Below are 23460 nucleotides of genomic sequence, written 5' to 3'. Positions count from 1 at the left end.
CAACGCGATGGAGGGCTGACTCAGCAAATCCAAGACATATGTCAATCGAACATGCTGAGATTCATCCCAACGAGGGTAACTTGCAGGGCAGGAAACGGTTTTGCAACCACGGGTACCCCGGTGTCGTGACTACGCTCGCAGATATCGTCACCCCGGCCCCCGGTGACTCCGGGCCCTGCGATCAGCAGTGAGCCAGCAGCCGGTTGGAGGCGATGTCGTCGTGCAGCACGAACGCGCACCGATCCCCCCTCACCTCCGTATACGCCGGTATCGCGGTCATACCGTCCTGGAGCTGCGCGGCGAGATCGACATCAGCGCGGCGATCGAGATCATCCCGGACCTGGACGCCGCGACCGGTCGCCCGGCGCCGCGGATCGTCATCGATCTGCGGCGCGTCGAGTTCTTCGACTGCTCCGGGCTGCGCCTGCTGTACCGCGCCAGGCATCGCGTCGCCTCGCGGGGCGGCCGGCTGCTGCTCGTCTGCACCCACCCGCTGACCCTGCGCATCCTGCGGGTGACCGGACTCGCAGAGCTCCTCCCGCCGGTGGCATCGCTGGACGAGGCGATCGGGCAGACCGAGCCGGCGTCGGACGCCTCGTAGCCGCGCGGCCGGTGCCCCCACCCCACGGGGGGCGAGGCACCGGCCGCCGCGTCGCCTCCGGGGCTACTTCTGAATCTTGGTGACCTGCCCGGCGCCGACCGTCCTGCCGCCCTCCCGGATGGCGAACTTCAGCCCCTCCTCCATGGCGATGGGCTGGATCAGCTGCACATACATCGTCGTGTTGTCGCCCGGCATGACCATCTCGGTGCCCTTGGGCAGGGTCACCACACCGGTCACATCGGCCGTACGGAAGTAGAACTGCGGGCTACGTCCTGTCTATTCGCTCTCGGGCGCATCGAACAGGGCACTGACCGACTCACCGTTGTGAATGCGCCGGACGGCCTCGGCGAGTGCCGGGGCGATGGAGAGGATCCGCAGTTTCTCGGTGCGCTCCTCGACCGGGATCGGCACGGTGTTCGTGCACACGATCTCCAGTACGTCGGGCTGTTCGCTCAGCCGCTTGAGCGCTCCCGCCGCGAACAGGCCGTGCGTACAGGCCACTCGGATGGACCGCGGCCCCAACTCCCGCAGCCGCTCCAGGAGTTCGAGCACCGTGGAGCCCTTGGCGATCTCGTCGTCCAGCACGATGACGTCCCGGTCGGTCACATCACCGATCACGGAGCTGATGCTCACCCGGTCGTCCGCGAACCGCTGCTTGGCACCGGCGGCCACGTGCGCCCCGATCATCCGCGCGAACGCGGCCGCCTCCTTGGCGTTGCCCAGATCCGGCGACACCACCGTCGTACGGGACAGGTCGTAGCCGTGGAAGTGCGCGGCCAGCTCCCGCAGGGCGTGCAGATGGTCGACCGGCACCGAGAAGAAGCCGTGCACCTGGGGCGAGTGCAAGGTCATCGCCAGGACCCGGCTCGCCCCCGCCGCCACCATCAGGTCGGCCACCAGCCGGCCGCCGATCGAGATCCGCGGGGCGTCCTTCTTGTCCGAGCGGGCGTACGAGTAGTGGGGCATCACGACCGTGATCCGGCCGGCGGACGCGCCCCGGGCCGCGTCGCACATCAGCAGCAGCTCGACGAGATTCTCCTGCACCGGCTTGACCAGCGGCTGGATGAGGAAGACGTCCCGCTCCCGGCAATTCGCCTGGAGCTGTACCTCCAGGCAGTCATTGGCGAACCGGCTGACCCGGGCGGGGCTGAGGGGCACACCCAGATGCGCACAGACCTCGGCCGCCAGCTCGGGATGGGCACTACCGCTGAAGACGGCGATGTCGCGCACGATCTGGCTCCTCGCATGATCAGATCCGGCCTGCGCGGCTCATGCTACTGGCCGTGCCCGCGGCCCTCGCCCACCGCCTCCCTGGTCAGCCGTGGTCCGGCGGAAAAACCGGTTGCGGCCCGGGGCCCTGGTCACCGCATCATGGCCGGGACACGCCCCCGACCTCCAGGAGCACCGGAATGCGCCGATTCCTCGGAACCCTTCGCCCCCACCGGACGACCGTTCTCGAGGACTCGACCACCTATGCATACCCTGAACATCGGAATTCTGGCCCACGTCGACGCCGGTAAGACCAGCCTCACCGAGCGGCTGCTGTTCGACGGCGGCGCCATCGACCGGCTCGGCAGCGTCGACGCCGGGGACACCCGGACGGACAACGGCGCGATCGAGCGGCAGCGCGGCATCACGGTCCGCTCGGCCGTCGCCGCCTTCGCCGTGGGTGACGTACAGGTCAATCTGATCGACACCCCCGGGCACTCCGACTTCATCGCCGAGGTCGAGCGCGCCCTGGAGGTCCTGGACGGCGCGGTCCTGCTGCTCTCCGCCGTGGAGGGCGTCCAGGCCCAGACGCGCGTACTGATGAAGACGCTGCGGCGGCTGCGGCTGCCCACGCTCATGTTCGTCAACAAGATCGACCGGGCGGGCGCACGCGGCGAGGAACTGCTCGCCGAGATCCGGCGGCGCCTCACGCCGTACGTCGTCCCGCTCACCCGCGCCGAGAACTCCGGCACCCCGTACGCCCGCGTCACACCACGGCCGCTGGACGACCTCGCGGCCGGCACGCTCGCCGAGGTGGACCCCGGCGTCCTGGCCGCGCTCGTGGACGGACCCGCGCCGACCCCGGACGAGCTGACGGCCGCGCTCAGCGCCCGCACCGCCGAGGGCTCCGTCCATCCGGTCTACTTCGGGTCGGCCCTCGGCGGGCAGGGCGTCGCCGAACTCGTCGAGGGAGTGACCCGGCTGATCCCGCGCCCGGCGCGCCCCGCCCCCGGCGAACCGCGCGGCACGGTGTTCGCCGTCCGCCCCGGCCCGGGCGGCACCCGGACGGCCTACCTGCGCCTGTACGCCGGCGAGGTGGCGTGGCGGCAGCGGCTCACGTTCGTCCGGCGCGAGGCGGACGGCCGGACCACTCAGGTGTCCGGGCGGGCACTGACCCTGGACGTCGTCGGGCAGCCGGGGGCGGTCTCCCTCACCGCCGGCAACATCGCCGCGATCCGGGGTGTGGGAGGGGTGCGCGTCGGCGACCGTCTGGGCGACGGAGCCGGCCATGCCCCGCAGTTCGCCCCGCCGACGCTGGAGACGCTCGTCCGGGCGAGGACGCCCGCGCAGGCCGCGTCGCTGCGCTCGGCGCTCCTCGCGCTGGCCGACCAGGACCCGCTGCTGCACGCCACCCCCGCGAGCGCCGGCAGCACCGCGCTGCTCCTCTACGGCGAGGTCCAGAAGGAGGTCCTCGCCGCGACGCTCGCCCAGGACTACGGCATCGAGGCCGCCTTCGAGCCCAGTCGCGTCCGCCACCTGGAACGGCCGGCCGGCACCGGTGAGGCGTCGGAGGAGATCCAGCGGCACGGCCACACCGGGTTCTGGGCGACGGTGGGGCTGCGCGTCGAGCCGGGGCCGCGCGGCTCCGGTCCGGCCTTCACGTACGAGACCGAACTCGGCGCCCTGCCGCGCGCGTTCCACCAGGCGATCGAGGACACCGTCCACGCGACGCTGCTCAACGGGCTGCACGGCTGGCCGGTGACGGACTACCGGGTGACGCTGACCCGCTCCGGTTTCGCCGCGCCGCTCAGCACGGCCGCCGACTTCCGGGGCCTCACGCCGATCGTCCTGCGGCGCGCCCTGGAACGGGCGGGGACGCACGTGTACGAGCCGTACCACGCGTTCGAGGCGGAGCTGCCTCTCGACGCGCTGGCTCCGGTGACCGCCCAACTCGCCTCGTGCGGAGCGGAGTTCGGGGAGACGGTGGGGGGCCGCACGTCCTGGCTGGTCGCCGGCGAGCTCCCGGCCCGCCGCGTTCGGGACGTCGAGCTGCGACTCCCCGGGCTGACCCACGGGGAGGGGGTGTGGTGGTCCCGGCCGTCGGGCGACCGGTTGCTGCGGCGGCCTGGGCGGTAGGGGGTGTGGTGTGCGGCTTGTCTACGGGTGTTGGCCGACCCCCGTAGGCCAGGCCAACCGTCGTATACCTCACCACCCCACCGGCAGCCCCACCGGACTCCGAGTGATCTGGCCCTCGCGCCAGCGAATCGTGTCGAGGGTGAACTCGGCGCGGAGGTGCGGGAAGCGGGCGGCCAGGCGGTGGAGGGCGAGTTCGAGTTCCAGGCGGGCCAGCCAGGCGCCCAGGCAGTGGTGCGGCCCGGCGCCGAAGGCGATGCCGGGCGCCGGCAGCCGGGCGAAGAGGTCAGGCGGCCCGGGCGGGAAGACGTCGGGGTCGCGGCCGGCGGAGTTGGTGGCGACGGCGACGACACTGCCCGCCGGTATCGCCACCCCGCCGACGTCGGTGTCCGCGACGGCTCGCCGGATCAGCCCCGGCAGCAGCAGGCCCTCGCTGAGCGGGATGGTGCGCAGGAGCTGTTCGGCCGCGATCCCCGCCGCGGCCTCGTCCTTGGCGAGGCCGGCCCAGGCGTCGCGGCCCTCGGTCAGCAGGTAGACGACGGAGTTGCCGAGCGCCGTCATGGTGGTCTCGTGGCCGGCCACGACCAGACCGCAGACCAGCGACACGAGTTGCCGGTCGTCGATCTCCTCGGTCGCGTCCCCCGCGGCCACCAGTTCACTCACCAGATCGTCCGCGGGCGACTCGCGACGTTCGGCGATGAGTTGCGCGGCGAACTCGCCGAACTCCCGCATGGCCCGGCCGACTTCCTCGGCCGTGTGGGCGCCGCCGGACAGACCGTGGTCGGCCCAGTGACGGATCCGCTCGCCGTCCACATGGTCGAGCCCCATGAGGCGGCAGATCACCGAGACGGGCAGCGGCCGGGTGAACCCCTCGACGATGTCGGCGGGTTGGGACTGTTCGGCGAACCGGTCGAGCAGGGTGTCCACCACGCCGGCGACCCACGGCCGCCAGCGGGCGACGGCGCGCGGGGTGAACGCACGCTGGACGGTGCGGCGCAGTCGCTGGTGCGCGGGCCCGTCCTGGTTCAGCAGGCCGTCGGGGTCGTCCAGGAGGTTGGGGACGGCGAGCAGACGCGGTGCGTCCTCGGCGTACAGCGAACTGCGGTCGAAGCGGGGGTCCATCAGCACCTGACGCACGTCCGCGTACCGGCTGATCAGCCAGACCGGGGTGCCGGTGGCCAGGGTGCCGGGCCGGGGCGGTCCCGGTTCGGGCAGGGTCACCCGGTGCATCGGGCAGAGGGGCCGGGACGTGCTGCGTTCGGTCATCCGGTACTCCTGACGCGCCGGGGCGGACGGATTCCACGCTAGACGAACGGTCAGGGCACGTCACGGGCGGCAATCGGCCAACGGCACGGTCTGTCAAGGGATTTGAGGGGCACCCGGACTTCAGGAAGGAGGACCGTCGACATGACAATGTCCATCAAGCGTATGCCCGGGTGGGCCAAGGTGGTCAGCGCCTTCGTACTGGTGCTCGTGGTGCTGTTCGCCGGGTTGCGGCTGAGTCTGCTCCCCGGACTGCGCGACGTGTTCGGCACGGAGACGCACGACCGGTCGGGCCCCGCGCTCCTCAAGTCGATCCAGGACATGAGCCGTTACGACGCCGCCTCTGGCAACTTCCAGGTGGTCGTGGACCTGGAGAAGGACGCGAAGTACCTGCCGGACGCGCTGCACGGCACCCGCACGCTGTACGTGGGGTCGGGCACCGTCGACGCGTATGTCGACCTGGGCAGGCTCGCCAAGAACGACGTGTCGGTCAACGGCGACCGGACCGCTGCCACGCTCCGGCTGCCGCATGCGGCGCTGGGCAAACCCGCCCTCGACCCCGACCGCTCGTACGCGGTCTCCAAGCAGCGCGGCCTGCTCGACCGGCTCGGGGACATCTTCTCGGACAACCCCAACGACGAACGGGCCGTGCAGCGTCTGGCGGCCCGGCACATCGGCGACGCGGCGAAGGAGAGCAAACTGACCGCGCGCGCCGAGGAGAACACGACCGGCATGCTCAAGGGCCTGCTGAACTCGCTGGGCTTCAAGGAGGTGACGGTCACCTACGGCGCCTGAGGGCCGCGAAGGGAGGACCGATGGCTGTGCGGGCCTCGACGCCCGCGCAGCCTGAGCTCGACGCCGGTCAGCTGCTCCGGCGGTCAGGCGGTCAGCTGCTCAGAGGGCCCGAGGGTCAGAAGGTCAGAGGGTCAGAAGGTCAGAAGTCAGAGGGTCAGGATCCCCGGCAGGGCCAGCGCTCCCAGTAGCGTCGCGCCCACCAGCAGCCAGGCCACGTAGTCCCCGATGTGCCCGGACTGCAGCCGGCGCAGCGGCTCCGTCCAGGGCCGGTGCCCGAGCAGCCTGGGACGGTTGACGGCGAGTGCCGCGAGGCCGACGGCGAGTGCGGTGGACGTCAGACCGAGGAGCACACCGGGCAGGGTCCAGTGGGGTGAGGTGATCGCCCCGCCGGACCCCGCCTCGTTCACGGAGTGACTCACCACGGCGGCGAACCCGGGCGCCACCCCGACGGCGAGCGAGCCCGCGAGCAGCAGCGCCGGGACGGCGGTCATCGTGTCCGGGATCCGCTTCAGCCGGTGCCGGGTCTCGGGTTCCTCGCCGGTGCCGGTGGTCTCGTACGACGACCCGTCGGGCGGCTTCGGTCCGAGGCCGAAGAACACCCGGGCCGCCACCCGCAGCACCGCCCCGGCCGTCACCGCCGACACGGCGACGAACACGGCGGTGAGCGGACCGCCCACGGCCTCCTCGGTGATCGCCTTGCCCAGCCCGGTGCCGAAGGGCGGCAGTCCCGCGAGGCCGAGCGCGCCGGTCACGAACAGGACGGCCACGCCGCGCAGCCGCCGGGCGCGGCCGTGCAGTTCGTGTTCGTCGACGTTGCCGTACCGGTCGAGCAGGATGCCCGCGCAGGCGAACAGGGCGGCCTTCACTCCCGCGTGGCCGAGGATGTACAGGGCGATCCCGTCGTCGGCCTCCGGGGTGAGGGAGCCGATGCCGATGACGAACAGGCCCACGTGGGCGACGGTCGAGTACGCCAGCAGGCGTTTCACGTGCCGCTGGTACCAGCACATGACCGCGCCGACCAGGGCGGTCAACACGCCGACCACGAGCAGCGTGCGCTCCAGGTCCGGGGCCGGGATTCCGCCGGGCCCGGAGAAGACTGCCCCGTACACGCGCCAGACGCCGTACGCGCCGAGTTCGACCATCACCCCGGACAGCAGCATGCACACGGGTGTCGGTGCGACGGCGTGCGCGTCGGGGAGCCAGAAGTGGAACGGTACGGCCGCCGCCTTGACGAGCAGCCCGGTCAGTACGAGCACGAAGGCCGCGAGGGTCAGGGCGTCGGGCCCGCCGTGCGCGTCAAGCTTGCGCCCGATCTGCGTCATGGTGAGTTCGCCGGTGCGGGCGTAGAGCAGGGCGATGCCCATCAGGATGGCGTACGCGCCCAGGGAGTTGATGACCCCGAAGGTCAGCGCGCCCTGCACGGCCTTCGCCTCCTCGACCCGGAAGCCGGTCAGCGCGTACGCGACGACACTCATCAGCTCGAAGAAGACGAACGCGTTGAACAGGTCTCCCGCGATCGCGAAGCCGCACATGCCGCCCTGGAAGATCAGCAGCAGCGCGGGGAAGGACCCCGCGTGACCGCGCGCCGGCGCGTCGAAGTACCGCCATGAGTACGCGAGCGCCGCGATGGTCAGCAGCGAGGCCAGCGAGGCCATGCCGAGCCCCGGCCCGTCCCCGATGAGGACGATCCCGACGCCCTCGCCGCCCTCGGGCACCCATCCGCCGACCCACTCGACCATGGGCGGCGAGGAGTTGAGAAGCAGGACGAGAGCGAGTCCGGCCGTGCCCGCCGAGACGGCGCAGGCGATCGTCTCGGCGGCGAAGCGGGGCAGCCGGCGCCCGCAGACGGCCAGCAGGGCGGCCCCCAGCAGCGGAACGGCGACCAGTAGCGGCAGCAGGTGGTTCATCAGCCACGCAGCTCGGAGAGTTCGTCGGGGTCCACGGTGCCGTGGCGCTTGGAGACCTGCATGACGAGGGCGAGGAGCAGCGCGGTGACGGTGGCGCCGACGACCACGTCGGTGAGGGCCAGGGCCTGTACGACCGGGTCCACCACCGGGCGGGAGCCAGGTTTCAGATCGGAGAAGACGGGCGCGGTGGCGCCGTCGCGGTAGCCGACCGCGAGCAGCAGGACGTACGTGGCGGACTGGCAGACCGCGAGGCAGCCCACGGCGTGGATCAGGTTCCTGCTGGTGGCGAGGCCGTAGCAGCCGGTGAGGAAGATCCAGGCGGCGACGAGATACGGCAGTACGGACATCACGGTCGGCTCACTTCCTGTTCTCCCCCTCGATCTCGACGGCCTGGTCGAGGAAGCCGGCCAGCAGGACGACGACCGCGCACGTGACCTCCATCCCGATGGCCGCGTTCAGCAGGGGGACGATGCCGCCCGAGGCCAGCGTGTTGAACGTGCCGTACGGCAGCAGGGTGTTGGCGAGGAAGGCGGTACCGCCGAGCAGGCCCGCGAGGCCCAGGACGAGGTACGCGCAGGAGGCGAGGGCGTCGCCCACCTCGTAGATCCCCACCGGCCTGATGCGCTCCAGGGCGCGGTAGTCGGCCCCGAGGTAGAGCAGGTGCAGGGCGGTGGCGGCGACCACTCCGCCCTGGAAGCCGCCGCCGGGGCTGAGTTGGCCGTGGGCGATAACGTACAGGCCGGTCAGGACGGCGACCGGCAGGACGACCAGGGCGTAGCGGCGGACGGGCCGGGCGACGTCCTCGGGTGCGGGCCGGGCGCGCCGTTCGTCACGGGTCTGGCGCAGCAGGACGACGGTGCCGAGGACGGAGGCGAACAGGATGGTCATCTCGCCGAGGGTGTCGAAGGCGCGCTGGTCGAAGTTGACGGACGAGATGACGTTCGCGGTGCGCCGGGCCAGCGACTCGTGCACGGCCCGTTCGCCGTAGGGGTGGCGGGCGCCGCCGAAGCCCGGCAGCCGCAGACTCGCGACGACCAGCAGTGCCGCGAGGCCGGCGCCGCCCACCGCGACGAGCCACAGCCGCATACGGCGGCTCACGCCTTCCGCTCCTTGCCGGGCGGGCCTTCCGTCGGCCGGCGACCGTACCGTGACGCTTCCTTCGACGGCCGGCCGTCGTCGCCGGCACGCTTGCGGCGTTTGACCTTGCGCGCCGACAGGAGCAGCAACAGGGGTGTCAGGGCGGAGCCGACCGCCAGCTGGGACAGGGCGACGTCCGGCGCCTGGAGCACGGTGAACAGCACGGCGAGCGTCGTCCCGAGGACGGACAGCACCAGTGCCTGGCGTTCCGGGTCGCGCACGGCGACGGCCGCGGTCGCGGAGGCGGCGACGAGCAGCAGGGCGACGACGACGAGTGGGTCATCCATGGCGGCCTCTCCCGAATCCGCCGGACAGCGCCCGGGAGGCGACGAGGTTGCCGCCGATGAGCAGGGCTCCGGTCACCAGGAGCTTGGCCATGGCCCGGCCGGGCCCCGTGGCCACGCACGCGGCGAGCACGACCACGGCACCGAATCCGGCCACCGCGTAGGTGAGCACCGCGGCCCGCGGCGGGTCCTCGGTCAGGTCATCGGCGAGCAGCCGGGCGAAGACGAGGGTGCCGACCGGGCCCAGCAGGGCGAGGACCAGGGCGACATCGACGTACGACGGCCGGTGGTACCCCTGGGCGAGCAGCAGCAGGACGGGACAGGCCAGCGAGGTGGAGAGGTTCTGTGCCACGACGCGGCGCGCCAGTGGTCCGGTGGCGACACCCCACACGGCGGCGCCTGCTCCCGCGGCGAGTGCGGCCGTGGCCGTGACGGTCCAGCCGTTCACCGTCCGCTCACCGCCCTTCGCGCGCCCCATGCCGCGACCGCCCCGAGGAGGGCGACGGACGCCCCGACCACCAGCTCCAGGGTGTCGACGGTGCTGATGAACACCAGCCACAGCGCGCCGAGTACGGCCCACCACACCAGGACCTCGAGCCCCGCACGAAGTGTCGTACGCCGGTCCATCCGTCACCTCCCTGGGCCGCGTCCGCCCCTTTTGCCGGGAAAAGAAGCCGTTGGGGCATCCAAGCACCGTCACGCCTCGCCATGGCGGCGGCGCGCACCGACGTGGTCCTCAGTGCCCTGGTAGGGCGAGGGAAAACCGGGCACAAGCCGAAGGGACACCGCGGCCCGTGCCGGACACGGCCCCGGTGCACCATTGCCGCACCACATCCCCGGTCGCTCCGCGGCCGGGTATCGAGCCCGCATCGCGGGTAACCGCCTTGTTCCACAAGGCAGTTGAAACCGGGAGGATGGAATGGTCCGTACGGCGCTCCGCATGCGTACCACCCGCACGACGAAGTCCGGTCGGCGGTCATCGGCGGCGGCGCGGAAACCGGCGCAGCCCCGGGAGCGGCGGGGGCTGCCCTGGCCGGCCCGGATCCTGGTCATGCTGCTGGCCTTCGCGGCCATGGTGGCGTTCGCGGCCGCGCTGGCCCGGCTGACCCTGGAGCCGTCGCCGGCGTCGGAGGCCCTGACGCACAACAATCTGCATCCGGGACGTTCGCTGCACGCCTATCTCTCCCAGCCGGCGCTGCAGGACGCCGTCAAGCAGATCGGCGGAAACCTGTTGCTCGGTGTGCCCTTCGGGGTGCTGCTGCCCATGCTGGCTCCGCAGACCCGGGGGGTTCTGCGTGTGGTCCTGCTGACCGCCGGGGTGATGCTGCTGGTGGAACTGGTCCAGGGAGCCTTCATCACGGGGCGTGCCTTCGACGTCGACGACGTCATCCTCAACACGGCCGGAGCGCTGGTAGGTTACCTGATTCTGGGGCGTCGACTGGGCCGGGCGGTACATCCTCGGCGCCGTCGCAACAGCTGACACGAAGTCGGCAAACAGTGGTCCGGACCAGAGTCTTGACACCCCCTTACCTCACTTCTTAAATCAAGAAGCGAAGCATGCACCCCCCACCACAGTCGGCGCACCCTTCTCTCAGGTGCGTCGTACGGAAATGAGAGTCATGGGCTCCCCACGCCTCCTCCGAAGATGTCTTTTCGCCGCCCTGTCGGCCGCGCTCATAGGGTCCGCCGCCATCGGCCCCCAGGCGCGACCCGCAGCGGCGGCGGCAGCGGCGGTGACGTTCTCCGACAACTTCGACGGAGCCGCCGGCTCGGCCGTGGACGGTTCGAAGTGGCAGATCGAGACCGGCGACAACGTCAGCAATCACGAGCGGCAGTACTACACGTCCGGCAACAAGAACGCCGCTCTGGACGGCCAGGGTCACCTGGTGATCACGGCACGAAAGGAGAACCCCTCCAACTACCAGTGCTGGTACGGCACGTGCCAGTACACGTCGGCCCGGCTGAACACCTCGGGCAAGTTCACCTCGACGTACGGGCACGTCGAGGCCCGGATGAAGATCCCGCGCGGGCAGGGCATGTGGCCCGCGTTCTGGATGCTCGGCAGCGACATCGGTTCGGTCGGCTGGCCGAACTCGGGTGAGATCGACGTCATGGAGAACGTCGGCTACGAGCCGTCGACCATCCACGGCACGATCCACGGTCCCGGGTACTCCGGCTCCGCCGGTATCGGCGCCGGGTACACCCTGCCGAACGGCCAGGCCTTCGCGGACGCCTTCCACACCTTCGCGGTGGACTGGGCGCCCAACTCGATCAAGTGGTCGGTGGACGGCACGGTCTACCAGACGCGTACGCCCGCCGATGTCGGCGGCAACGCATGGGTGTTCAACAAGCCGTTCTTCCTGATCCTGAACCTCGCGGTCGGCGGCTACTGGCCCGGTGACCCCGACGGCTCAACCAGCTTCCCGCAGCAGCTCGTCGTGGACTCGGTGACGGTGTCGACGAGCGACAGCTCGGGCAGCGGCAGCCAGATCTCCGGGCTCGGCGGCAAGTGCGTGGACGTGGCCGGCGCGAGCTCGGCCAACGGCACCCCGGTACAGATCTACGACTGCAACGGCAGCACCGCTCAGAAGTGGACGGTCTCCTCGGACGGCACGATCCGCGCGCTGGGCAAGTGCCTCGACGTCACCGGCAACGGGACGGCGGACGGTTCGACTGTCCAGTTGTGGGACTGCACGGGCGGCCCGAACCAGAAGTGGGCGGTGAGCTCGGCCAACGACATCGTGAACATCCAGGCCAACAAGTGCCTTGATGTCACGGGCGGCTCGTCGGCCAACAGCACACGGCTCCAGATATGGACCTGCACAGGCGCAGCCAACCAGAAGTGGTCGGTGGCCTGACAGACCGCCCGGGCGGGCAGCGGAGGGTCCGGCAGGGGGTTCCCCGGCCGGGCCCTTCGGGTTTCCACGGCCCACGCCCGCCCTGCTGATCATGCCTGGCGTACGTCGTGACCGTCCGCCCGCGACCCCCACCGCGGGCGGGCGGCGCCGGTCGGGCGATGGCTGCGGCAGCGCCTCAGCGCAGCGTCCATGTGAGCTTGTCGCCGCCCACCCAGCGGATGACGTCCGGGTCGTCGAGGTCGTGGACGGTGATGCCGCAGGCGGCCGCGGCCATCAGGACATCGGTCATGGCCTTCGCCTCGCCGACCACCTCGCCGTCGATCTCGACGATGCGAAAGGGCGGCGAGCCCGGCTGCACCCCCAGCACCAGGATGCGCGGGGTGGAGATGTAGGGGCTCGCGATTTCGGTCATGTCCCGAGCGTAAAACGGTTCTCCCGGGTCAGTGGATGAGGGGAACAGCGGCAGCCGTCGGCAACGGCTCCCTTGTGGGCCCGTACGGTCCGGACCCGTGTTCGCCCAGGTGGGTGAGCCGGGGACACGCTCCGCGCGACCGGCTGACCCGCCCCATGGCGTCGCATCCGCCGTGCGGGCCGGCGGCTGCTGGGCAAGGCTGGGGAGCAGGAGGTGGCGATGGACCCCGTCGAGGCCCTGGACCGGATCGCGTTCCTGCTGGAGCGGGCCCAGTCCCCCACGTACCGCGTCCGTGCCTTCCGCACCGCGGCGGACGTGCTGGCCCGGCTGCCCGAGGGCGGGATCGAGGAGCGTGCGGCGGCCGGGACCCTGGAGTCCCTGAAGGGCGTCGGTCCGAAGACCGCGCAGGTGGTGCGCGAGGCGCTGGCCGGTCAGGTGCCCGGTTATCTGCAGAAGCTGGAGGGGGAGGCCGAGGCCCCGCTGGCCGAGGGCGGCGAGGAGCTGCGCGCGCTGCTGCGCGGCGACTGTCATCTGCACTCGGACTGGTCGGACGGGGGGAGCCCGATCGAGGAGATGGGCCGGGCCGCGGCGCGTCTGGGGCACGAGTGGGCGGTCCTCACGGACCACTCGCCCCGGCTCACGGTGGCGCGCGGACTCTCCCCGGACCGGCTGCGCGAGCAGCTGGAGGTGATCGCCGGACTCAACCGGAAGTGGGCCCCGTTCCGGCTGCTCACCGGCATCGAGTGCGACATCCTCGACGACGGCTCGCTCGACCAGGAGCCGGAACTGCTGGACCAGCTCGACGTCGTCGTGGTCTCCGTGCACTCCAAGCTGCGGATGGAGGCGAGGTCGATGACGCGCCGCATGGTCGCCGCCGTACGCAATCCGCTCGCGGACGTCCTGGGGCACTGCACGGGACGGCTGGTCACCGGGCGCGGCCGGCCGGAGTCGGAGTTCGACGCGGACGAGGTGTTCGCCGCGTGCGCGGAGTCCGGTACGGCGGTGGAGATCAACAGCCGTCCCGAGCGGCTCGATCCTCCGCGCCGGCTGCTTCGCCGCGCGGTCGACGCGGGTGTGCTGTTCTCCGTCGACACCGACGCCCACGCACCGGGGCAGCTCGACTGGCAGATCCACGGCTGCGCGCGGGCCGAGGAGTGCGGGGTGCCCGCGGAGCGGGTGATCACCACCTGGAGCGCGGACGAACTCCTGGCCTGGACCCGGAACCGGGAGACGCCGTCGCGCGTGGCGCGGCCCTGACGTGGTACCCGACAGGCAGTTCGAGAGGAAGAGGCGGTTCATGGAACGGGCGGCACTGTTCGACGTCGACGGCACACTCGTCGACACCAATCATCTTCACGTGACGACCTGGTGGGAGGCCTTCCGGCAGGCCGGTCACGAGGTGCCCATGCATGCCGTCCACCGGGCGATCGGCCTCGGGTCGGAGGACCTCGTCGCCCATCTGCTCGGCGAGGGGCGCGACTCCGACGAGGTCGACGCGCTGAGCCAGGCGCACAAGACGCTGTACGCGACGTACTTCGAGCGGCTGCCCGCTCTCCAGGACGCGGGCCGGCTGCTGCGCCGGCTGGCCGGCGACGGCTGGGCCGTCGTCCTCGCCACCTCGGCCGGCGGTGCCGAACTCGGCGCTCTGCGCCGTGCGATCGACGCCGACGACGCCATCAAGGCGACGGCGAGCGCGGACGACGTGGAGCACGGCAAGCCGGCGCCGGAGCCGGTCGAACACGCGCTGGAGCTGGCCGGCGTCCCGGCCGAGCGGGCCGTCTTCGTCGGCGACACCGTGTGGGACATGCGGGCGGGCACCAAGGCGGGGGTGCGCAGCGTGGGCGTCCTGTCCGGCGGCATTCCGCGCGCGGACCTGGAGGAGGCGGGGGCCGTCGCGGTGTACCGGGACGTGGCCCAGCTGTTCGCCGAGCTGGCGGACAGCCCGTTGGCACCCGGCTCCCCGTGAACCCCCGGTCGTCCGCCTGTTCGTCCGCCCACCGGGGCCGGCGTCCTCAGGACTGCGGGGCGGCCTTGCGGAGGTTGGTGATGCAGGTGCTGAGCGCCGCCTGGAGCTCCTCAAGGCGTTGGAGCATGTCGTCCTCGTAGATGTCGTCCATGTCGTCGGCATCCTCGAAGGTCAGTTCCTCGAACACCTTCGTCGCCTTCTGCAGGCTGCTGTAGAACTTGGTGCGCCGCTCCTGGACGCGCAGCTCCGGGTCGGCCTCGACGGTCTCGGCCACGAGACCCTTCACCGTGTCGTACGCATCGGTGACCCACTGGCCGGCCTCTTCGTCGTCGTCCAGCTCGTCGAGCAGGGAGAGGTGGCGCTCGGCCTCCGCGCGGAGCGCCGCGGGGGCGTCGATCGTCTGTCCGGCCGGCGTCCTGACCTGGCCGTTCTCGACGATCTGCCGCACATATCCGATCCGCCCCGCCGCCTGCGTCTCGGTGGCGACGGCCTTCTTCAGGTCGTCGGTGCGGACGATGTCGCGGGCGAGCTCGGTCTGCAGGGCGGGATCCTCCCTCAGCCGGTCCAGGAGCGCGGCCCGCGCCGTCTGGGCGGTGGAGGGGTCGGCGAGGATGGCGGCCCGCAGCGCGGTGGGGTTCTCGGCGACCTCCAGGGCCTTGGTCGGGCGGATGCCCTCGGCCTCGGCCGCCGCGGCGATGGCGGTGCCGCGCTCCGAGGCGGCGCTGGAGCGCGAGGTGTAGTACGACAGCCACGCATCGGAATCCGGCAGCTCGATGTCCTGGCCCGGGGCGAGCACCTCGAAGTGCGGGACCACACCGTCGTCGGCCGCCTTGTCCCACGCCTTGTAGTAGCGCATGACCCGCTCGGCCGAGCAGCCGGCCAGCTCGGCGAAATACTTCGCGGAGATCTTCGGCGTCTCCCCCGCCGGCTGCCCGCCGGGCCGCACGCTGCGGGCGACCTTCAGCGCGAACGCCCAGCCGCCGGTCCGCGCGTACGTACCGAACTCGCGCGCGTCCCGGCTCACCAGCTCGTCCACGGCATCCGCGGTCTCCACGGTGCCGGTGTCCGCGGCATCCGCAGCCCCGACGGCCTCCACGGCCTCTACGGACTCCACGGACTCCACGGACTCCACGGCAGCGTCATCGCCGGACCGGGTCTCCGGGACCCAGAAGTTCTCCTCGCCGGTGGTCTCGGGGACGGACGTTCCGTCTACGGGCGGGACGGCCGATTCGGACGCGGCGATCGCTGCGGACACAGGGAACTCCCCAGATCAGTGCGGATGCGGATGCGGATGCGGATGCGGATGGCGGATGGCGGATGCAGAGCGAGCAGCCTATAAGAACGCCTGCACCGTGCTGGGCCGTGACGCAGTTCACCCACGCTGCCCCCGACCCGGGGAACACCCGCCGGTAGTCACCCGTTGAACAAGCCGTGGGTGCGGATGGGACAGTGTCCCCGGGCCTCACCTATAGCCCACAGGGACGATCGTTCGGCTGAAGCCCTGTGGAGCCTTTCGCCGAGAGGCGACCGCCATGCGTGCCCACACAGAGACCGCCCCGACCGTGATTCCCCCGTCCGGTCGGGGCTCCTCTTTTTTGGTCGGGGCTCCTCTTTTTTCCGCCCGCGGTCCCGGGACGAATCCGCGCGGTCCATCACCGGGCCGGACCTGGCGTCCATCACCGGGCCGGACCTGCCGTCCATCACCGCGCCGGACCCGCCGTTCGGCTCCAGCCCCGGACCGGGCGCGTGCGAGCGCACCTCGGAGCGGCCGCGTCCGCTTGACTTGGAGTGCGCTCCAATTCGTAGCGTGCGACGCATGACCACTGCACAGCACAAGATCGGCTCGGGTTTCGGTGCCGAGAGCACCGCCGACGACGTCCTGCACGGCATCGACCTCACCGGAAAGCTCGCGCTCGTCACGGGCGGCTACTCGGGTCTGGGCCTGGAGACGACGCGCGCTCTCACGAAGGCGGGCGCCCACGTCGTCGTCCCCGCGCGGCGCGTCGCCGTCGCCGGGGAGGCGCTGGCGGGCATCGACGGGGTCGAGGTGGACGAGCTCGACCTCGGCGACCTCGACAGCGTGCGGGCCTTCGCCGAACGGTTCCTCGCCTCGGACCGCACCCTCGACATCGTCATCAACAACGCCGGGATCATGGCCTGCCCGGAGACCCGCGTCGGCCCCGGCTGGGAGGCGCAGTTCGCGACCAACCACCTCGGCCACTACGCGCTCGTCAACCGGCTGTGGCCGGCGATCGAGCCCGGCGGGGCCCGCGTGGTGGCCGTGTCCTCCGGCGGCCACCACAACTCGGCGATCCGCTGGGACGACGTGCACTGGCGGCACGGCTACGACAAGTGGGAGGCGTACGGCCAGGCCAAGACGGCGAACGTCCTGTTCGCCGTGCACCTCGACCGCCTCGCCCGGGGCTCCGGCGTACGGGCGTTCTCGCTGCATCCCGGCGGCATTCTCACCCCGCTCCAGCGTCATCTGGAACGGCAGGAGATGGTCGAGCGCGGCTGGGTCGACGAGAACGGCACCGTGCTCCACCCGGAGGCCTTCAAGTCGCCCGAACAGGGCGCGGCGACACAGGTGTGGGCCGCGACCTCGCCGCAACTCGCCGGCCTGGGCGGGGTGTACTGCGAGGACTGCGACATCGCCGAGCCCGCGCCGGCGGACGGCCCCCGCGTGGGCGTACGGGACTACGCGACCGACCCCGAGCAGGCGGCGCGGCTGTGGGACCTGTCGGCGGAGCTGACCGGGGTGAACGCGTTCGCGTGATCCGCCCGCGCCGGATTACCGGCGCCGCGCCCTCCCCACCGCCCGGCTGTGCGACATCCCGCGAGTTCCCCTGAGCCCCGCTGATTCTCTGGGTCCGTGGCCAGGGGGGTCCTTCCTCCCCTTCGTGTGCTGTGACGTAACTTCGGGATTCTTGAAGCTTTCTCATCTCGTCCAACTGTTTCGCAGTCGGGTCGAAGGTGAGGAGGCTTGGGTTGGCGGCGCTGGCAGTTGTACGGGACCTGCGTGAGCACTGGGCGCCCCCGTCGGCTGAGAGCCCGCAGACGCGGACGTGTACTTCGGGAAGGTTTTGCGGCACTCGCCCAGCGGCGCCCCGCTGGGCCGGTCGCAGGCGTTGAGCACGTATTTCATGTTCCTGGAGCTGCGGCACAAGGTCGAGATCCATCGGATGACCGGCCGGGTGATCAAGTGTCCGATCGACGAGATGAACCGGCCGCCCGGGGCCAAGGACGCCCAGCTGCGGATCCCGCCGAGTGAGCCGGAGATCGGGGCGTTGTTCACCAACTGGGGCGGCGAGCTGGCCAACTGCCGGAAGTTCGCCCCGACCGCCCGAAACTACACCGCCTCAAAGTTGATGTCCCAGGTCGGCTTGCAGGAATTCGAGCGTGGCCAGTTCGTTTACGGTCGCTTGAAGCTGGCTGATACGGGCTCGGCCGATCCGGACGAGTTCATCCCCCGCAGCGACCCACCGGTCAAGATCGCGTGAGAGGGGCGGGATACCGGCGAGGATGTCGGCGCTCTCCTTGAGGGTGATGCCCACGCGTTGCGCAGCGAGTGCGAGTTTGATCCGGCAGATCGCGTCGACGGTGAAGCGGCGGGCGTTGCCGCTGCTCCGGTAACCGCTGATCACGCCGTAGCGCTCGTAGAAGCGGACCGCGTTGGGCGTCACACCCGCGGCCCTGGCCAGCTGCCCGACCGTCAGTGAGGCGTGGACCGCTTCGCAGCCGGAGTGCTCGGTGCTGGTCATGGTGTACTTCCCGCGCTGGCGGATGAATCCTGCCGGTCCAGTATCGCTGGAGTGCGTCGTGGGGAGCGCAACCGCACGAACAAGGCAAGCGACATCACGACGAGAGCCGCCGCTTGGGTCAACCGCTGGGAATCCACGATGGTGGCCGCATCGGCAGCTCTGGCCGTTACTCCTGCGCCGGCCAGGGCCGAGAGCGACCCGCCGCCGGTCATCGTGGCGGTCAGCACGGTGAACAGCGCGCTGACCGCTACTGTGCCCATTCCGTTCGCGATCGTGTTCACCAAGGACAGGAGCGCGGAAGCCGAGGCCAGGTCGGGGCCGCTGAGTTCGCGGCTGGCACTGGACATCGTGGGCATCATGATCGCGCCTGTGCCCGCTCCTTGGAGCAATCCGAGCAGTCCGAGCACCAGATAGGAAGTGTCCAGCCGGAGAATGATCACCTGGACAAGGCCAGAGCCGATCGCGAGGCCGAGCCCGGTGCCGACGACCAGCCGGGGACCCAGCCGCTCCAGGCATCGGGCAGCGACCTGCAGACTGATTCCCATACCTACCGCACCGGGAACCATCAACGCCGCCGTGACCGATGCGCTGTCCGCGCGCAGGATCTGCACATAGGCAGGCGTCATCAACACCGTGCCGAAGTACGGAGCCGCATACAGGGCAAGGACTGCGGCGCCCCGCCCGAACGTCGGATCCCGCAGGAGCCCGATCCGCAGCAGCGGTTCAGGATGGGTCAGCGCCCGAACCGAGAACACCGCGACCAGCACCACACCGATGGCAGCCGTGGCAGTCCGCACCCAAGCCGGGTCACTTTGGGCGCTGATGCCGTAGGCCACCGCGACAATGCCCGGGACCAGCAGCACCGCTCCGAACAGGTCAAGCCTGCTTCGCCGCCCCTGTGCGGTATCGGCCGGCAGCCAGGCCAGCGTGCCGGCAGTGCCCAGCAGTGCCAGCGGCACGGTGATGAGGAACAACGGCCGCCACGACCCGGTGCCCAGGAGCAACGCGCCGAGTACCGGGCCCAGGATCGGTCCGATCAGCATCGGCAGGCCGGTGACCGCCATCACCCGGCCGCGCCGCGCGGGCGCGACCGTGCCGAACCCGATCGCCATCCCGAGGGGCGTCATCAGGCCACCGCTGAGGCCCTGTGCTGCTCGCGCGGCGATCAGCCAGGCCAGGCTGCCGGAAGCTCCGGCGGCGGCGGAGGCGACCGCGAAAGCGACCAGCGCCCCCAGGTACACGCGACGGGCGCCCCAATGTGCGGCAAGGCCGGCGGCGAGCGGCATCGTCGCGACCATCGCGAGCGTGTACGCGGTGATGATCCATTGGGCGGAGGTCAACGACGCACCGAACGCCGCCATCAGTTGAGGCAGCGCCACCGCGACGATCGTGGCGTCCAGCACCGCCATCAATCCGCCGAACGCCAGCACGATCGCGGCGCGCAGTTCCGGTCTCGTGAGCTTGTTCATGCCCGAACGACCGGATCTGCGAGTCGAAGGGAGCGCAACGCCCGCGCCCACGTACGCAGCTCGTTGATCGTCGCGTGCAACGCCTGCACGGTACCCTGTGGAGGGACAAAACGACCGTCGGCGTCAAGGTGCTCCCATGCCATCGGCAGCAGAACCGACTCTCGGACAGTGGTGGCGCGCAGTTCCGGGAAGACTGTCCGCAGCTGCTCGATGGCCCTGATGCCGCCGGAACCGCCGTATCCGACGAACGCTACCGGCTTGTACGCCCACTCAGTGAAGTGCCAATCGATCGCGTTCTTCACAGGCGCTGGGAAGCTGTGGTTGTACTCCGGTGTGAGAAACACGAATCCGTCGGCATCCGCGAGCCGATCAGCGATCGGGGATGCCGCCGCCCCGCCCGGCTGCATCTCGTGCATCGGCAGCGAGACTGAGGCAAGGTCGATCATATCGAGGTCGAGCCAGTCGATCGCGGTGAGCTCGCGCTCCAGCCACACGGCGAGAGGATCAGCCAGTCTGGGCCTGCGCACGCTCCCGATCACCACAGCGATCCGGAGCCGGCCATTGACGTTGTCTTCTGTCATGGCATCGACGCTAGATATTCGCCTATAGGCGAACTCAAGCGCCGTGCGGGCTCACGGTGGCGGGGCTCCTGCACGGTCAGCCGCCGGTTCATCAGTCGGCGGTAGGCGTCTTCGACAGGGTCGACCAGGGCGAGCAGGTGCATGGTCTTGTCGCCGCGTCCGTACTCGGCGAACGCGGCGCCGTGCGGGCCCTCCGACACCTGCCGGGCCAGCACCGAGACGCCGGGCAGCAGCACACGGTTCTTCCGTAGCCATGTCACCGCGGGTTGAACAGCGCAACCTGACCCTCGGGGGCGTCCAGGCCCGCCCGTACAGGAAGCCGCGGAACTCCCGGCCCCACCGCCCTGCTCTCCCGCGCGAACTCCCTGAGATCATCGGTGAGTTGCCGGGCGTGGGTGGCGAACAGTCCGTGGCCCCCGTTCTCGTAGACCTTGAGCGTGCTGTCGGGCAGCAGTTCCGCCGCCCGGCGGCCGGTCAGCTCCAGGGGCGCCGATGTGTCGTGCGTGCCGTGCACGACGAGCACCGGCAGGTCCAGCGCGGCCAGTTCGGGGGCCACGTTCAGTCCGAGGACGACGTCGCCGAGTGCGGCCCCGGCGCGCGCCGTCGCGCCGTGGCAGCGGTCGATCATGGCCCGCACATACGCCGGTGAGAGATCGTTGCCCGGCAGGCCGAGCCCGAAGAACGCCCGCGCGCCGTCCTCGAAGAACGCCGGCCGGTCCCGGCGGAAGATCTCGTTCCCCGTCCGGATGAGCTCGGGGTCCACGCCTCCGGGATGATCCGCCGACCGCACCGCCCCGGGCACCATCCCGGCGATCAGGACGGCCCGCGTCACCCTGCCCAGACCGTGGCGGCTCAGGCAGCGCACGATCTCGGCGGTCCCCATCGAGTGGCCCACCAGGACGACGTCGCGCAGGTCGAGGTGCTCGAGCAGTCCGTTGAGGTCGTCGGCGAGGCTGTCCAGGTCGAAGCCGCCCCACACGTCGTCGGACCGCCCGTGCCCGCGCCGGTCGAAGCCGACGCACCGATGGCCCTCTCCGGCCAGCGGCGGCATCTGGTACTCCCACATCTCCGTTCCGAGATAGGAGCTGTTCACGAAGACGATCACCGGCCCGTCGGCCGGTCCGTAGTCGACGTAGTGCAGCCGGGCACCATCGACGGGGCTCTCGAAGTACGGCATGGGAAACCTCCCGGAATCCGCTGGGCGAGGGGTACGCCCTTCATGGTTCCGGGAGGCTCAGGTCGCGTCGATTACCCGGCAGGTCATGATCGTTGCCGAGGCCCGGTCAGGGTGCGGTGTCCCCGCCGACGGCGTACGTGTTCTTGACCTTCACCTCGGAGACGCCGCGGCCCTCCGGGAAGACCTGCCGCCAGTCACCGATGACGTGCAGCTCGTCGGTGCCCATCGCCCGGACGACCGTGAGTCCCTCGTCGTACGCCTTGTACGCCTTCATCCAGAGGTTGGCGAAGGCCTGGGAGCGGATGAGGTGCATCCAGTCGGGTCGGTACAGCTCCCGGTTGTAGTTGGACTCCCCCATCGTGGAGACGAACTTGGAGTACATCGCCTTCACGTACTCCAGAGTCACCTCGTCCTCCTCCGCGATCGCCCCGTCCCGGGCGTCCTTGAGCGCGATGCGGAACTTCTCGAGCAGCCCCTCCGTCGCGCCGGAGGTGAACGACTCGTGGATTTCGGGCGGTTCGCACAGGCCGTACTTCGGCGAGGACAGCCGCAGGAGCAGGCGCAGGGTGGGCTCGGTGACCCACAGGGGGCCCGGCTCGTCGCGGTGGCCCAGCGGGTTCGGCAGAACCGCCTCGTGTTCCCAGACGGGCGGAGTGATGAGGTGGACGCCGGAGCGGCGCCGGTCGTGGCCGAAGCCGGTGGAGTGCTCCAGCTGACCGATCGGCAGGTGGGTCTTGAGCGCCGAGAGATAGGCGCCGTTGATGTCGAGCGCGGTCACCTCGTGCGGCCCCGCGGGCAGCTCGGGACGGATCCACTTGGGGCGGGCCTCCCAGATCTGGTCGGCGCCGCGCGCGCTCTGCTTGCGCAGGACGTCCGGGATCCACGGGTGCGCCACGATGTCGTAGCGGCCGCCCTTGCGGGTCTCGTCCAGCAGCGCCATCGCGTCCGGGATGGCTCGCTTCACCAGGGCCGCGGTCGCCGCCTCCACATCGCCCTCGTGCCGGGCGAGCGCCGCCGCGACGGCTTCGCCGATCAGGTCGGGAACCTCGGAGGCCGCCTGCACACGGCGGCCCACGGGCACCACCTTCACCGACGGCGCCGGTCCCGGCGCTGTGGCCGCCCGGGTGGCCTTCGGCCGCGCGGGCTCCTCGGCACCGCCGCACTCCGCGGGGTCCAAGTGCTGCGGGAACCCGGCGACTTGATGGTGGGCGGGACGGCCGCACAGCACACAGGGCCGAGGCGTCGCGAGGGCTTCCACGTCGTCGGCCCCGGAATCCGGCGGGACGACGTCGGCCGGCTCGGCCCCGGCGTGCTCCGGCTCCTCGTCCTCCGGTCCCGACGCCGCCAGGGCCAGGGCCGCGATCCGCTCCTCCCGTTTGGCCCGCGCCCCCTCCAGGAAGTACGCGTACTTCTCGCGTACGACACCGCTGGGGTCACGTCCGGACTCCCACCCGCCGACGGTCGACGGGCTGACGCCGAGGACCTGGGCCACCTGCGTCCGCGACAGGTTCAGTCCCTCGCGCAGCTCGCGGCGCTCCTCGGCCGACGGCAGTTCGGCCTCCTCCCGGGCACTGGCGAGCAGGGCGTCGATCGCTTCGAAGTCCGTCATCGCGCCACCGCCCGCGCGCCACCGCGGCGCCGCCCGGCCGGCAGGCACTCGCAGGCCCGGGTCGGCCCCGCCAGCAGGTCCAGGACGTCGATGCCGTAGTGCGCGGCCAGCGCGTCGCAGTCGGCGAGGCTCCAGGCCGCGCCGCCGGACTGACGGCGGCTCACCTGCGCCTGGCTCACACCGAGGGCCGCGGCGACGTCGGCCTGCGATTCGCCCGTCGCGTGCATCAAGGAGGCCACCGCCGACCGCACCCGTTCTCCCAAGGACATTCCCACCCGGGGAGCCTATCGGGTCTCAT

The 23460-nt window shown here is 71.0% G+C and carries 23 protein-coding genes and 3 pseudogenes; 8 read left to right on the top strand and 18 right to left on the bottom strand.

The window, feature by feature from the left end; all coding sequences use genetic code 11:
- Window positions 1-220 precede the first annotated feature (220 nt).
- Window positions 221-601 (top strand): anti-sigma factor antagonist, encoded by a 381-nt coding sequence (locus ACFVYF_RS09470; RefSeq protein ID WP_389453275.1) that lies wholly within the window; start codon window positions 221-223, stop codon window positions 599-601.
- A 63-nt stretch (window positions 602-664) separates the two neighbouring features.
- On the opposite strand, the pseudogene ACFVYF_RS09465 reads toward ACFVYF_RS09470, so the two are convergent.
- Together ACFVYF_RS09465 and ACFVYF_RS09460 are read right to left on the bottom strand one after the other, a co-directional pair.
- Window positions 665-865: pseudogene (locus ACFVYF_RS09465) on the bottom strand (elongation factor Tu); the annotation flags it as partial.
- Between the two features lie 12 nt (window positions 866-877).
- Window positions 878-1831, bottom strand: coding sequence for a ribose-phosphate diphosphokinase (locus ACFVYF_RS09460; protein WP_389453273.1), 954 nt, complete (start codon window positions 1829-1831; stop codon window positions 878-880).
- A 243-nt stretch (window positions 1832-2074) separates the two neighbouring features.
- On the opposite strand from ACFVYF_RS09460, the gene otr(A) reads away from it, so the two are divergent.
- The gene (otr(A), locus tag ACFVYF_RS09455; RefSeq protein ID WP_389453270.1) at window positions 2075-3946 is read left to right on the top strand and encodes a tetracycline resistance ribosomal protection protein Otr(A); all 1872 of its coding nucleotides are present in this window, start codon (window positions 2075-2077) and stop codon (window positions 3944-3946) included.
- A 69-nt stretch (window positions 3947-4015) separates the two neighbouring features.
- Here otr(A) and ACFVYF_RS09450 read toward each other — a convergent pair whose 3' ends face one another.
- Entirely contained in the window at window positions 4016-5209 is a 1194-nt protein-coding gene (locus tag ACFVYF_RS09450) for a cytochrome P450 (protein WP_389453267.1), read from the bottom strand.
- A gap of 141 nt (window positions 5210-5350) precedes the next feature.
- On the opposite strand from ACFVYF_RS09450, the gene ACFVYF_RS09445 reads away from it, so the two are divergent.
- Complete coding sequence (locus tag ACFVYF_RS09445; protein ID WP_389453264.1) at window positions 5351-6001, top strand: DUF4230 domain-containing protein; 651 nt, start codon at window positions 5351-5353, stop codon at window positions 5999-6001.
- A gap of 146 nt (window positions 6002-6147) precedes the next feature.
- On the opposite strand, the gene ACFVYF_RS09440 is transcribed toward ACFVYF_RS09445, so the two are convergent.
- From ACFVYF_RS09440 to ACFVYF_RS09415, 6 genes are read right to left on the bottom strand one after another with little or no spacing between them, the layout of a single operon-like run.
- A complete protein-coding gene (locus ACFVYF_RS09440) occupies window positions 6148-7908 on the bottom strand; it encodes a complex I subunit 5 family protein (RefSeq protein WP_389453261.1) in 1761 nt (586 codons plus the stop codon).
- Window positions 7908-8255 carry a sodium:proton antiporter gene (locus ACFVYF_RS09435; protein WP_389453258.1) on the bottom strand — a complete coding sequence of 116 codons (348 nt, stop codon included), beginning with the start codon at window positions 8253-8255 and terminating at the stop codon, window positions 7908-7910. The genes ACFVYF_RS09440 and ACFVYF_RS09435 overlap by 1 nt, the downstream gene beginning before the upstream one ends.
- 10 nt (window positions 8256-8265) lie before the next feature.
- Window positions 8266-9006 (bottom strand): hydrogen gas-evolving membrane-bound hydrogenase subunit E, encoded by a 741-nt coding sequence (gene mbhE, locus ACFVYF_RS09430; protein ID WP_389453255.1) that lies wholly within the window; start codon window positions 9004-9006, stop codon window positions 8266-8268.
- Window positions 9003-9332: a Na(+)/H(+) antiporter subunit B gene (locus tag ACFVYF_RS09425; RefSeq protein ID WP_389453252.1), complete on the bottom strand. Its 330-nt coding sequence runs from the start codon at window positions 9330-9332 to the stop codon at window positions 9003-9005. The genes mbhE and ACFVYF_RS09425 overlap by 4 nt, the downstream gene beginning before the upstream one ends.
- Window positions 9325-9777: an MrpF/PhaF family protein gene (locus ACFVYF_RS09420; protein ID WP_389453631.1), complete on the bottom strand. Its 453-nt coding sequence runs from the start codon at window positions 9775-9777 to the stop codon at window positions 9325-9327. Before ACFVYF_RS09420 ends, ACFVYF_RS09425 begins: the two co-directional genes overlap by 8 nt.
- Window positions 9774-9956, bottom strand: a complete 183-nt coding sequence (locus ACFVYF_RS09415) for a hypothetical protein (RefSeq protein WP_389453249.1) — start codon at window positions 9954-9956, stop codon at window positions 9774-9776. Before ACFVYF_RS09415 ends, ACFVYF_RS09420 begins: the two co-directional genes overlap by 4 nt.
- A gap of 313 nt (window positions 9957-10269) precedes the next feature.
- Here ACFVYF_RS09415 and ACFVYF_RS09410 point away from each other — a divergent pair, with 313 nt between their 5' ends.
- Both ACFVYF_RS09410 and ACFVYF_RS09405 read left to right on the top strand, forming a co-directional pair.
- A complete protein-coding gene (locus tag ACFVYF_RS09410) occupies window positions 10270-10809 on the top strand; it encodes a VanZ family protein (RefSeq protein ID WP_389453246.1) in 540 nt (179 codons plus the stop codon).
- Between the two features lie 139 nt (window positions 10810-10948).
- Window positions 10949-12187 carry a lectin gene (locus tag ACFVYF_RS09405; protein ID WP_389453244.1) on the top strand — a complete coding sequence of 413 codons (1239 nt, stop codon included), beginning with the start codon at window positions 10949-10951 and terminating at the stop codon, window positions 12185-12187.
- 175 nt (window positions 12188-12362) lie between these two features.
- Here the strand turns inward: ACFVYF_RS09405 and ACFVYF_RS09400 are convergent, their stop codons facing one another.
- Complete coding sequence (locus tag ACFVYF_RS09400) at window positions 12363-12599, bottom strand: hypothetical protein (protein WP_389453241.1); 237 nt, start codon at window positions 12597-12599, stop codon at window positions 12363-12365.
- A gap of 219 nt (window positions 12600-12818) precedes the next feature.
- Between ACFVYF_RS09400 and ACFVYF_RS09395 the strand changes: the two genes are divergently transcribed.
- Both ACFVYF_RS09395 and ACFVYF_RS09390 read left to right on the top strand, forming a co-directional pair.
- Complete coding sequence (locus ACFVYF_RS09395) at window positions 12819-13856, top strand: PHP domain-containing protein (RefSeq protein ID WP_389453238.1); 1038 nt, start codon at window positions 12819-12821, stop codon at window positions 13854-13856.
- Window positions 13857-13896: 40 nt separating this feature from the next.
- Window positions 13897-14565, top strand: a complete 669-nt coding sequence (locus tag ACFVYF_RS09390) for an HAD family hydrolase (RefSeq protein WP_389453235.1) — start codon at window positions 13897-13899, stop codon at window positions 14563-14565.
- 46 nt (window positions 14566-14611) lie between these two features.
- Here the strand turns inward: ACFVYF_RS09390 and ACFVYF_RS09385 are convergent, their stop codons facing one another.
- The gene (locus ACFVYF_RS09385; protein WP_389453628.1) at window positions 14612-15619 is read right to left on the bottom strand and encodes a hypothetical protein; all 1008 of its coding nucleotides are present in this window, start codon (window positions 15617-15619) and stop codon (window positions 14612-14614) included.
- Window positions 15620-16381: 762 nt separating this feature from the next.
- On the opposite strand from ACFVYF_RS09385, the gene ACFVYF_RS09380 reads away from it, so the two are divergent.
- On the top strand, window positions 16382-17341 hold the full coding sequence (locus ACFVYF_RS09380; protein ID WP_389453232.1) for an SDR family NAD(P)-dependent oxidoreductase: 960 nt from the start codon (window positions 16382-16384) through the stop codon (window positions 17339-17341).
- 583 nt (window positions 17342-17924) lie between these two features.
- Here ACFVYF_RS09380 and ACFVYF_RS09375 read toward each other — a convergent pair.
- The 7 genes and pseudogenes from ACFVYF_RS09375 to ACFVYF_RS09345 all read right to left on the bottom strand — a co-directional run bounded on the left by ACFVYF_RS09375 (window position 17925) and on the right by ACFVYF_RS09345 (window position 23437).
- A complete protein-coding gene (locus tag ACFVYF_RS09375) occupies window positions 17925-18326 on the bottom strand; it encodes a MerR family transcriptional regulator (RefSeq protein ID WP_389453229.1) in 402 nt (133 codons plus the stop codon).
- Complete coding sequence (locus ACFVYF_RS09370; RefSeq protein ID WP_389453226.1) at window positions 18323-19795, bottom strand: DHA2 family efflux MFS transporter permease subunit; 1473 nt, start codon at window positions 19793-19795, stop codon at window positions 18323-18325. Before ACFVYF_RS09370 ends, ACFVYF_RS09375 begins: the two co-directional genes overlap by 4 nt.
- Complete coding sequence (locus ACFVYF_RS09365; protein ID WP_389453223.1) at window positions 19792-20376, bottom strand: NADPH-dependent FMN reductase; 585 nt, start codon at window positions 20374-20376, stop codon at window positions 19792-19794. Before ACFVYF_RS09365 ends, ACFVYF_RS09370 begins: the two co-directional genes overlap by 4 nt.
- 191 nt (window positions 20377-20567) lie before the next feature.
- Window positions 20568-20715 (bottom strand): annotated as a pseudogene (locus ACFVYF_RS09360) (DUF4158 domain-containing protein); the annotation flags it as partial.
- Window positions 20716-20770: 55 nt separating this feature from the next.
- A pseudogene (locus tag ACFVYF_RS09355) lies at window positions 20771-21553 on the bottom strand (alpha/beta fold hydrolase); the annotation flags it as partial.
- A gap of 106 nt (window positions 21554-21659) precedes the next feature.
- On the bottom strand, window positions 21660-23162 hold the full coding sequence (locus tag ACFVYF_RS09350; protein ID WP_389453220.1) for a helix-turn-helix domain-containing protein: 1503 nt from the start codon (window positions 23160-23162) through the stop codon (window positions 21660-21662).
- Window positions 23159-23437, bottom strand: a complete 279-nt coding sequence (locus tag ACFVYF_RS09345) for a helix-turn-helix domain-containing protein (RefSeq protein ID WP_389453218.1) — start codon at window positions 23435-23437, stop codon at window positions 23159-23161. The genes ACFVYF_RS09350 and ACFVYF_RS09345 overlap by 4 nt, the downstream gene beginning before the upstream one ends.
- Window positions 23438-23460: the final 23 nt, after the last annotated feature.

It is taken from the genome of Streptomyces sp. NPDC058274 (assembly GCF_042881375.1).
In the GTDB taxonomy this organism is placed as follows: domain Bacteria; phylum Actinomycetota; class Actinomycetes; order Streptomycetales; family Streptomycetaceae; genus Streptomyces.
The sequence above is the reverse complement of the archived record's forward strand: the minus strand, read 5'-3'. Positions and strand labels throughout refer to the sequence as shown.

Excerpts from the sequence above, each read along its gene's own strand:
- ACFVYF_RS09450 (WP_389453267.1), bottom strand. The coding sequence starts at position 5,209 with ATGACCGAACGCAGCACGTCCCGGCCCCTCTGCCCGATGCACCGGGTG.
- ACFVYF_RS09445 (WP_389453264.1), top strand. The coding sequence starts at position 5,351 with ATGACAATGTCCATCAAGCGTATGCCCGGGTGGGCCAAGGTGGTCAGC.
- ACFVYF_RS09440 (WP_389453261.1), bottom strand. The coding sequence starts at position 7,908 with ATGAACCACCTGCTGCCGCTACTGGTCGCCGTTCCGCTGCTGGGGGCC.
- ACFVYF_RS09435 (WP_389453258.1), bottom strand. The coding sequence starts at position 8,255 with ATGTCCGTACTGCCGTATCTCGTCGCCGCCTGGATCTTCCTCACCGGC.
- ACFVYF_RS09425 (WP_389453252.1), bottom strand. The coding sequence starts at position 9,332 with ATGGATGACCCACTCGTCGTCGTCGCCCTGCTGCTCGTCGCCGCCTCC.
- ACFVYF_RS09415 (WP_389453249.1), bottom strand. The coding sequence starts at position 9,956 with ATGGACCGGCGTACGACACTTCGTGCGGGGCTCGAGGTCCTGGTGTGG.
- ACFVYF_RS09410 (WP_389453246.1), top strand. The coding sequence starts at position 10,270 with ATGCGTACCACCCGCACGACGAAGTCCGGTCGGCGGTCATCGGCGGCG.
- ACFVYF_RS09405 (WP_389453244.1), top strand. The coding sequence starts at position 10,949 with ATGGGCTCCCCACGCCTCCTCCGAAGATGTCTTTTCGCCGCCCTGTCG.
- ACFVYF_RS09400 (WP_389453241.1), bottom strand. The coding sequence starts at position 12,599 with ATGACCGAAATCGCGAGCCCCTACATCTCCACCCCGCGCATCCTGGTG.
- ACFVYF_RS09395 (WP_389453238.1), top strand. The coding sequence starts at position 12,819 with ATGGACCCCGTCGAGGCCCTGGACCGGATCGCGTTCCTGCTGGAGCGG.
- ACFVYF_RS09390 (WP_389453235.1), top strand. The coding sequence starts at position 13,897 with ATGGAACGGGCGGCACTGTTCGACGTCGACGGCACACTCGTCGACACC.
- ACFVYF_RS09380 (WP_389453232.1), top strand. The coding sequence starts at position 16,382 with ATGACCACTGCACAGCACAAGATCGGCTCGGGTTTCGGTGCCGAGAGC.
- ACFVYF_RS09375 (WP_389453229.1), bottom strand. The coding sequence starts at position 18,326 with ATGACCAGCACCGAGCACTCCGGCTGCGAAGCGGTCCACGCCTCACTG.
- ACFVYF_RS09370 (WP_389453226.1), bottom strand. The coding sequence starts at position 19,795 with ATGAACAAGCTCACGAGACCGGAACTGCGCGCCGCGATCGTGCTGGCG.
- ACFVYF_RS09365 (WP_389453223.1), bottom strand. The coding sequence starts at position 20,376 with ATGACAGAAGACAACGTCAATGGCCGGCTCCGGATCGCTGTGGTGATC.
- ACFVYF_RS09350 (WP_389453220.1), bottom strand. The coding sequence starts at position 23,162 with ATGACGGACTTCGAAGCGATCGACGCCCTGCTCGCCAGTGCCCGGGAG.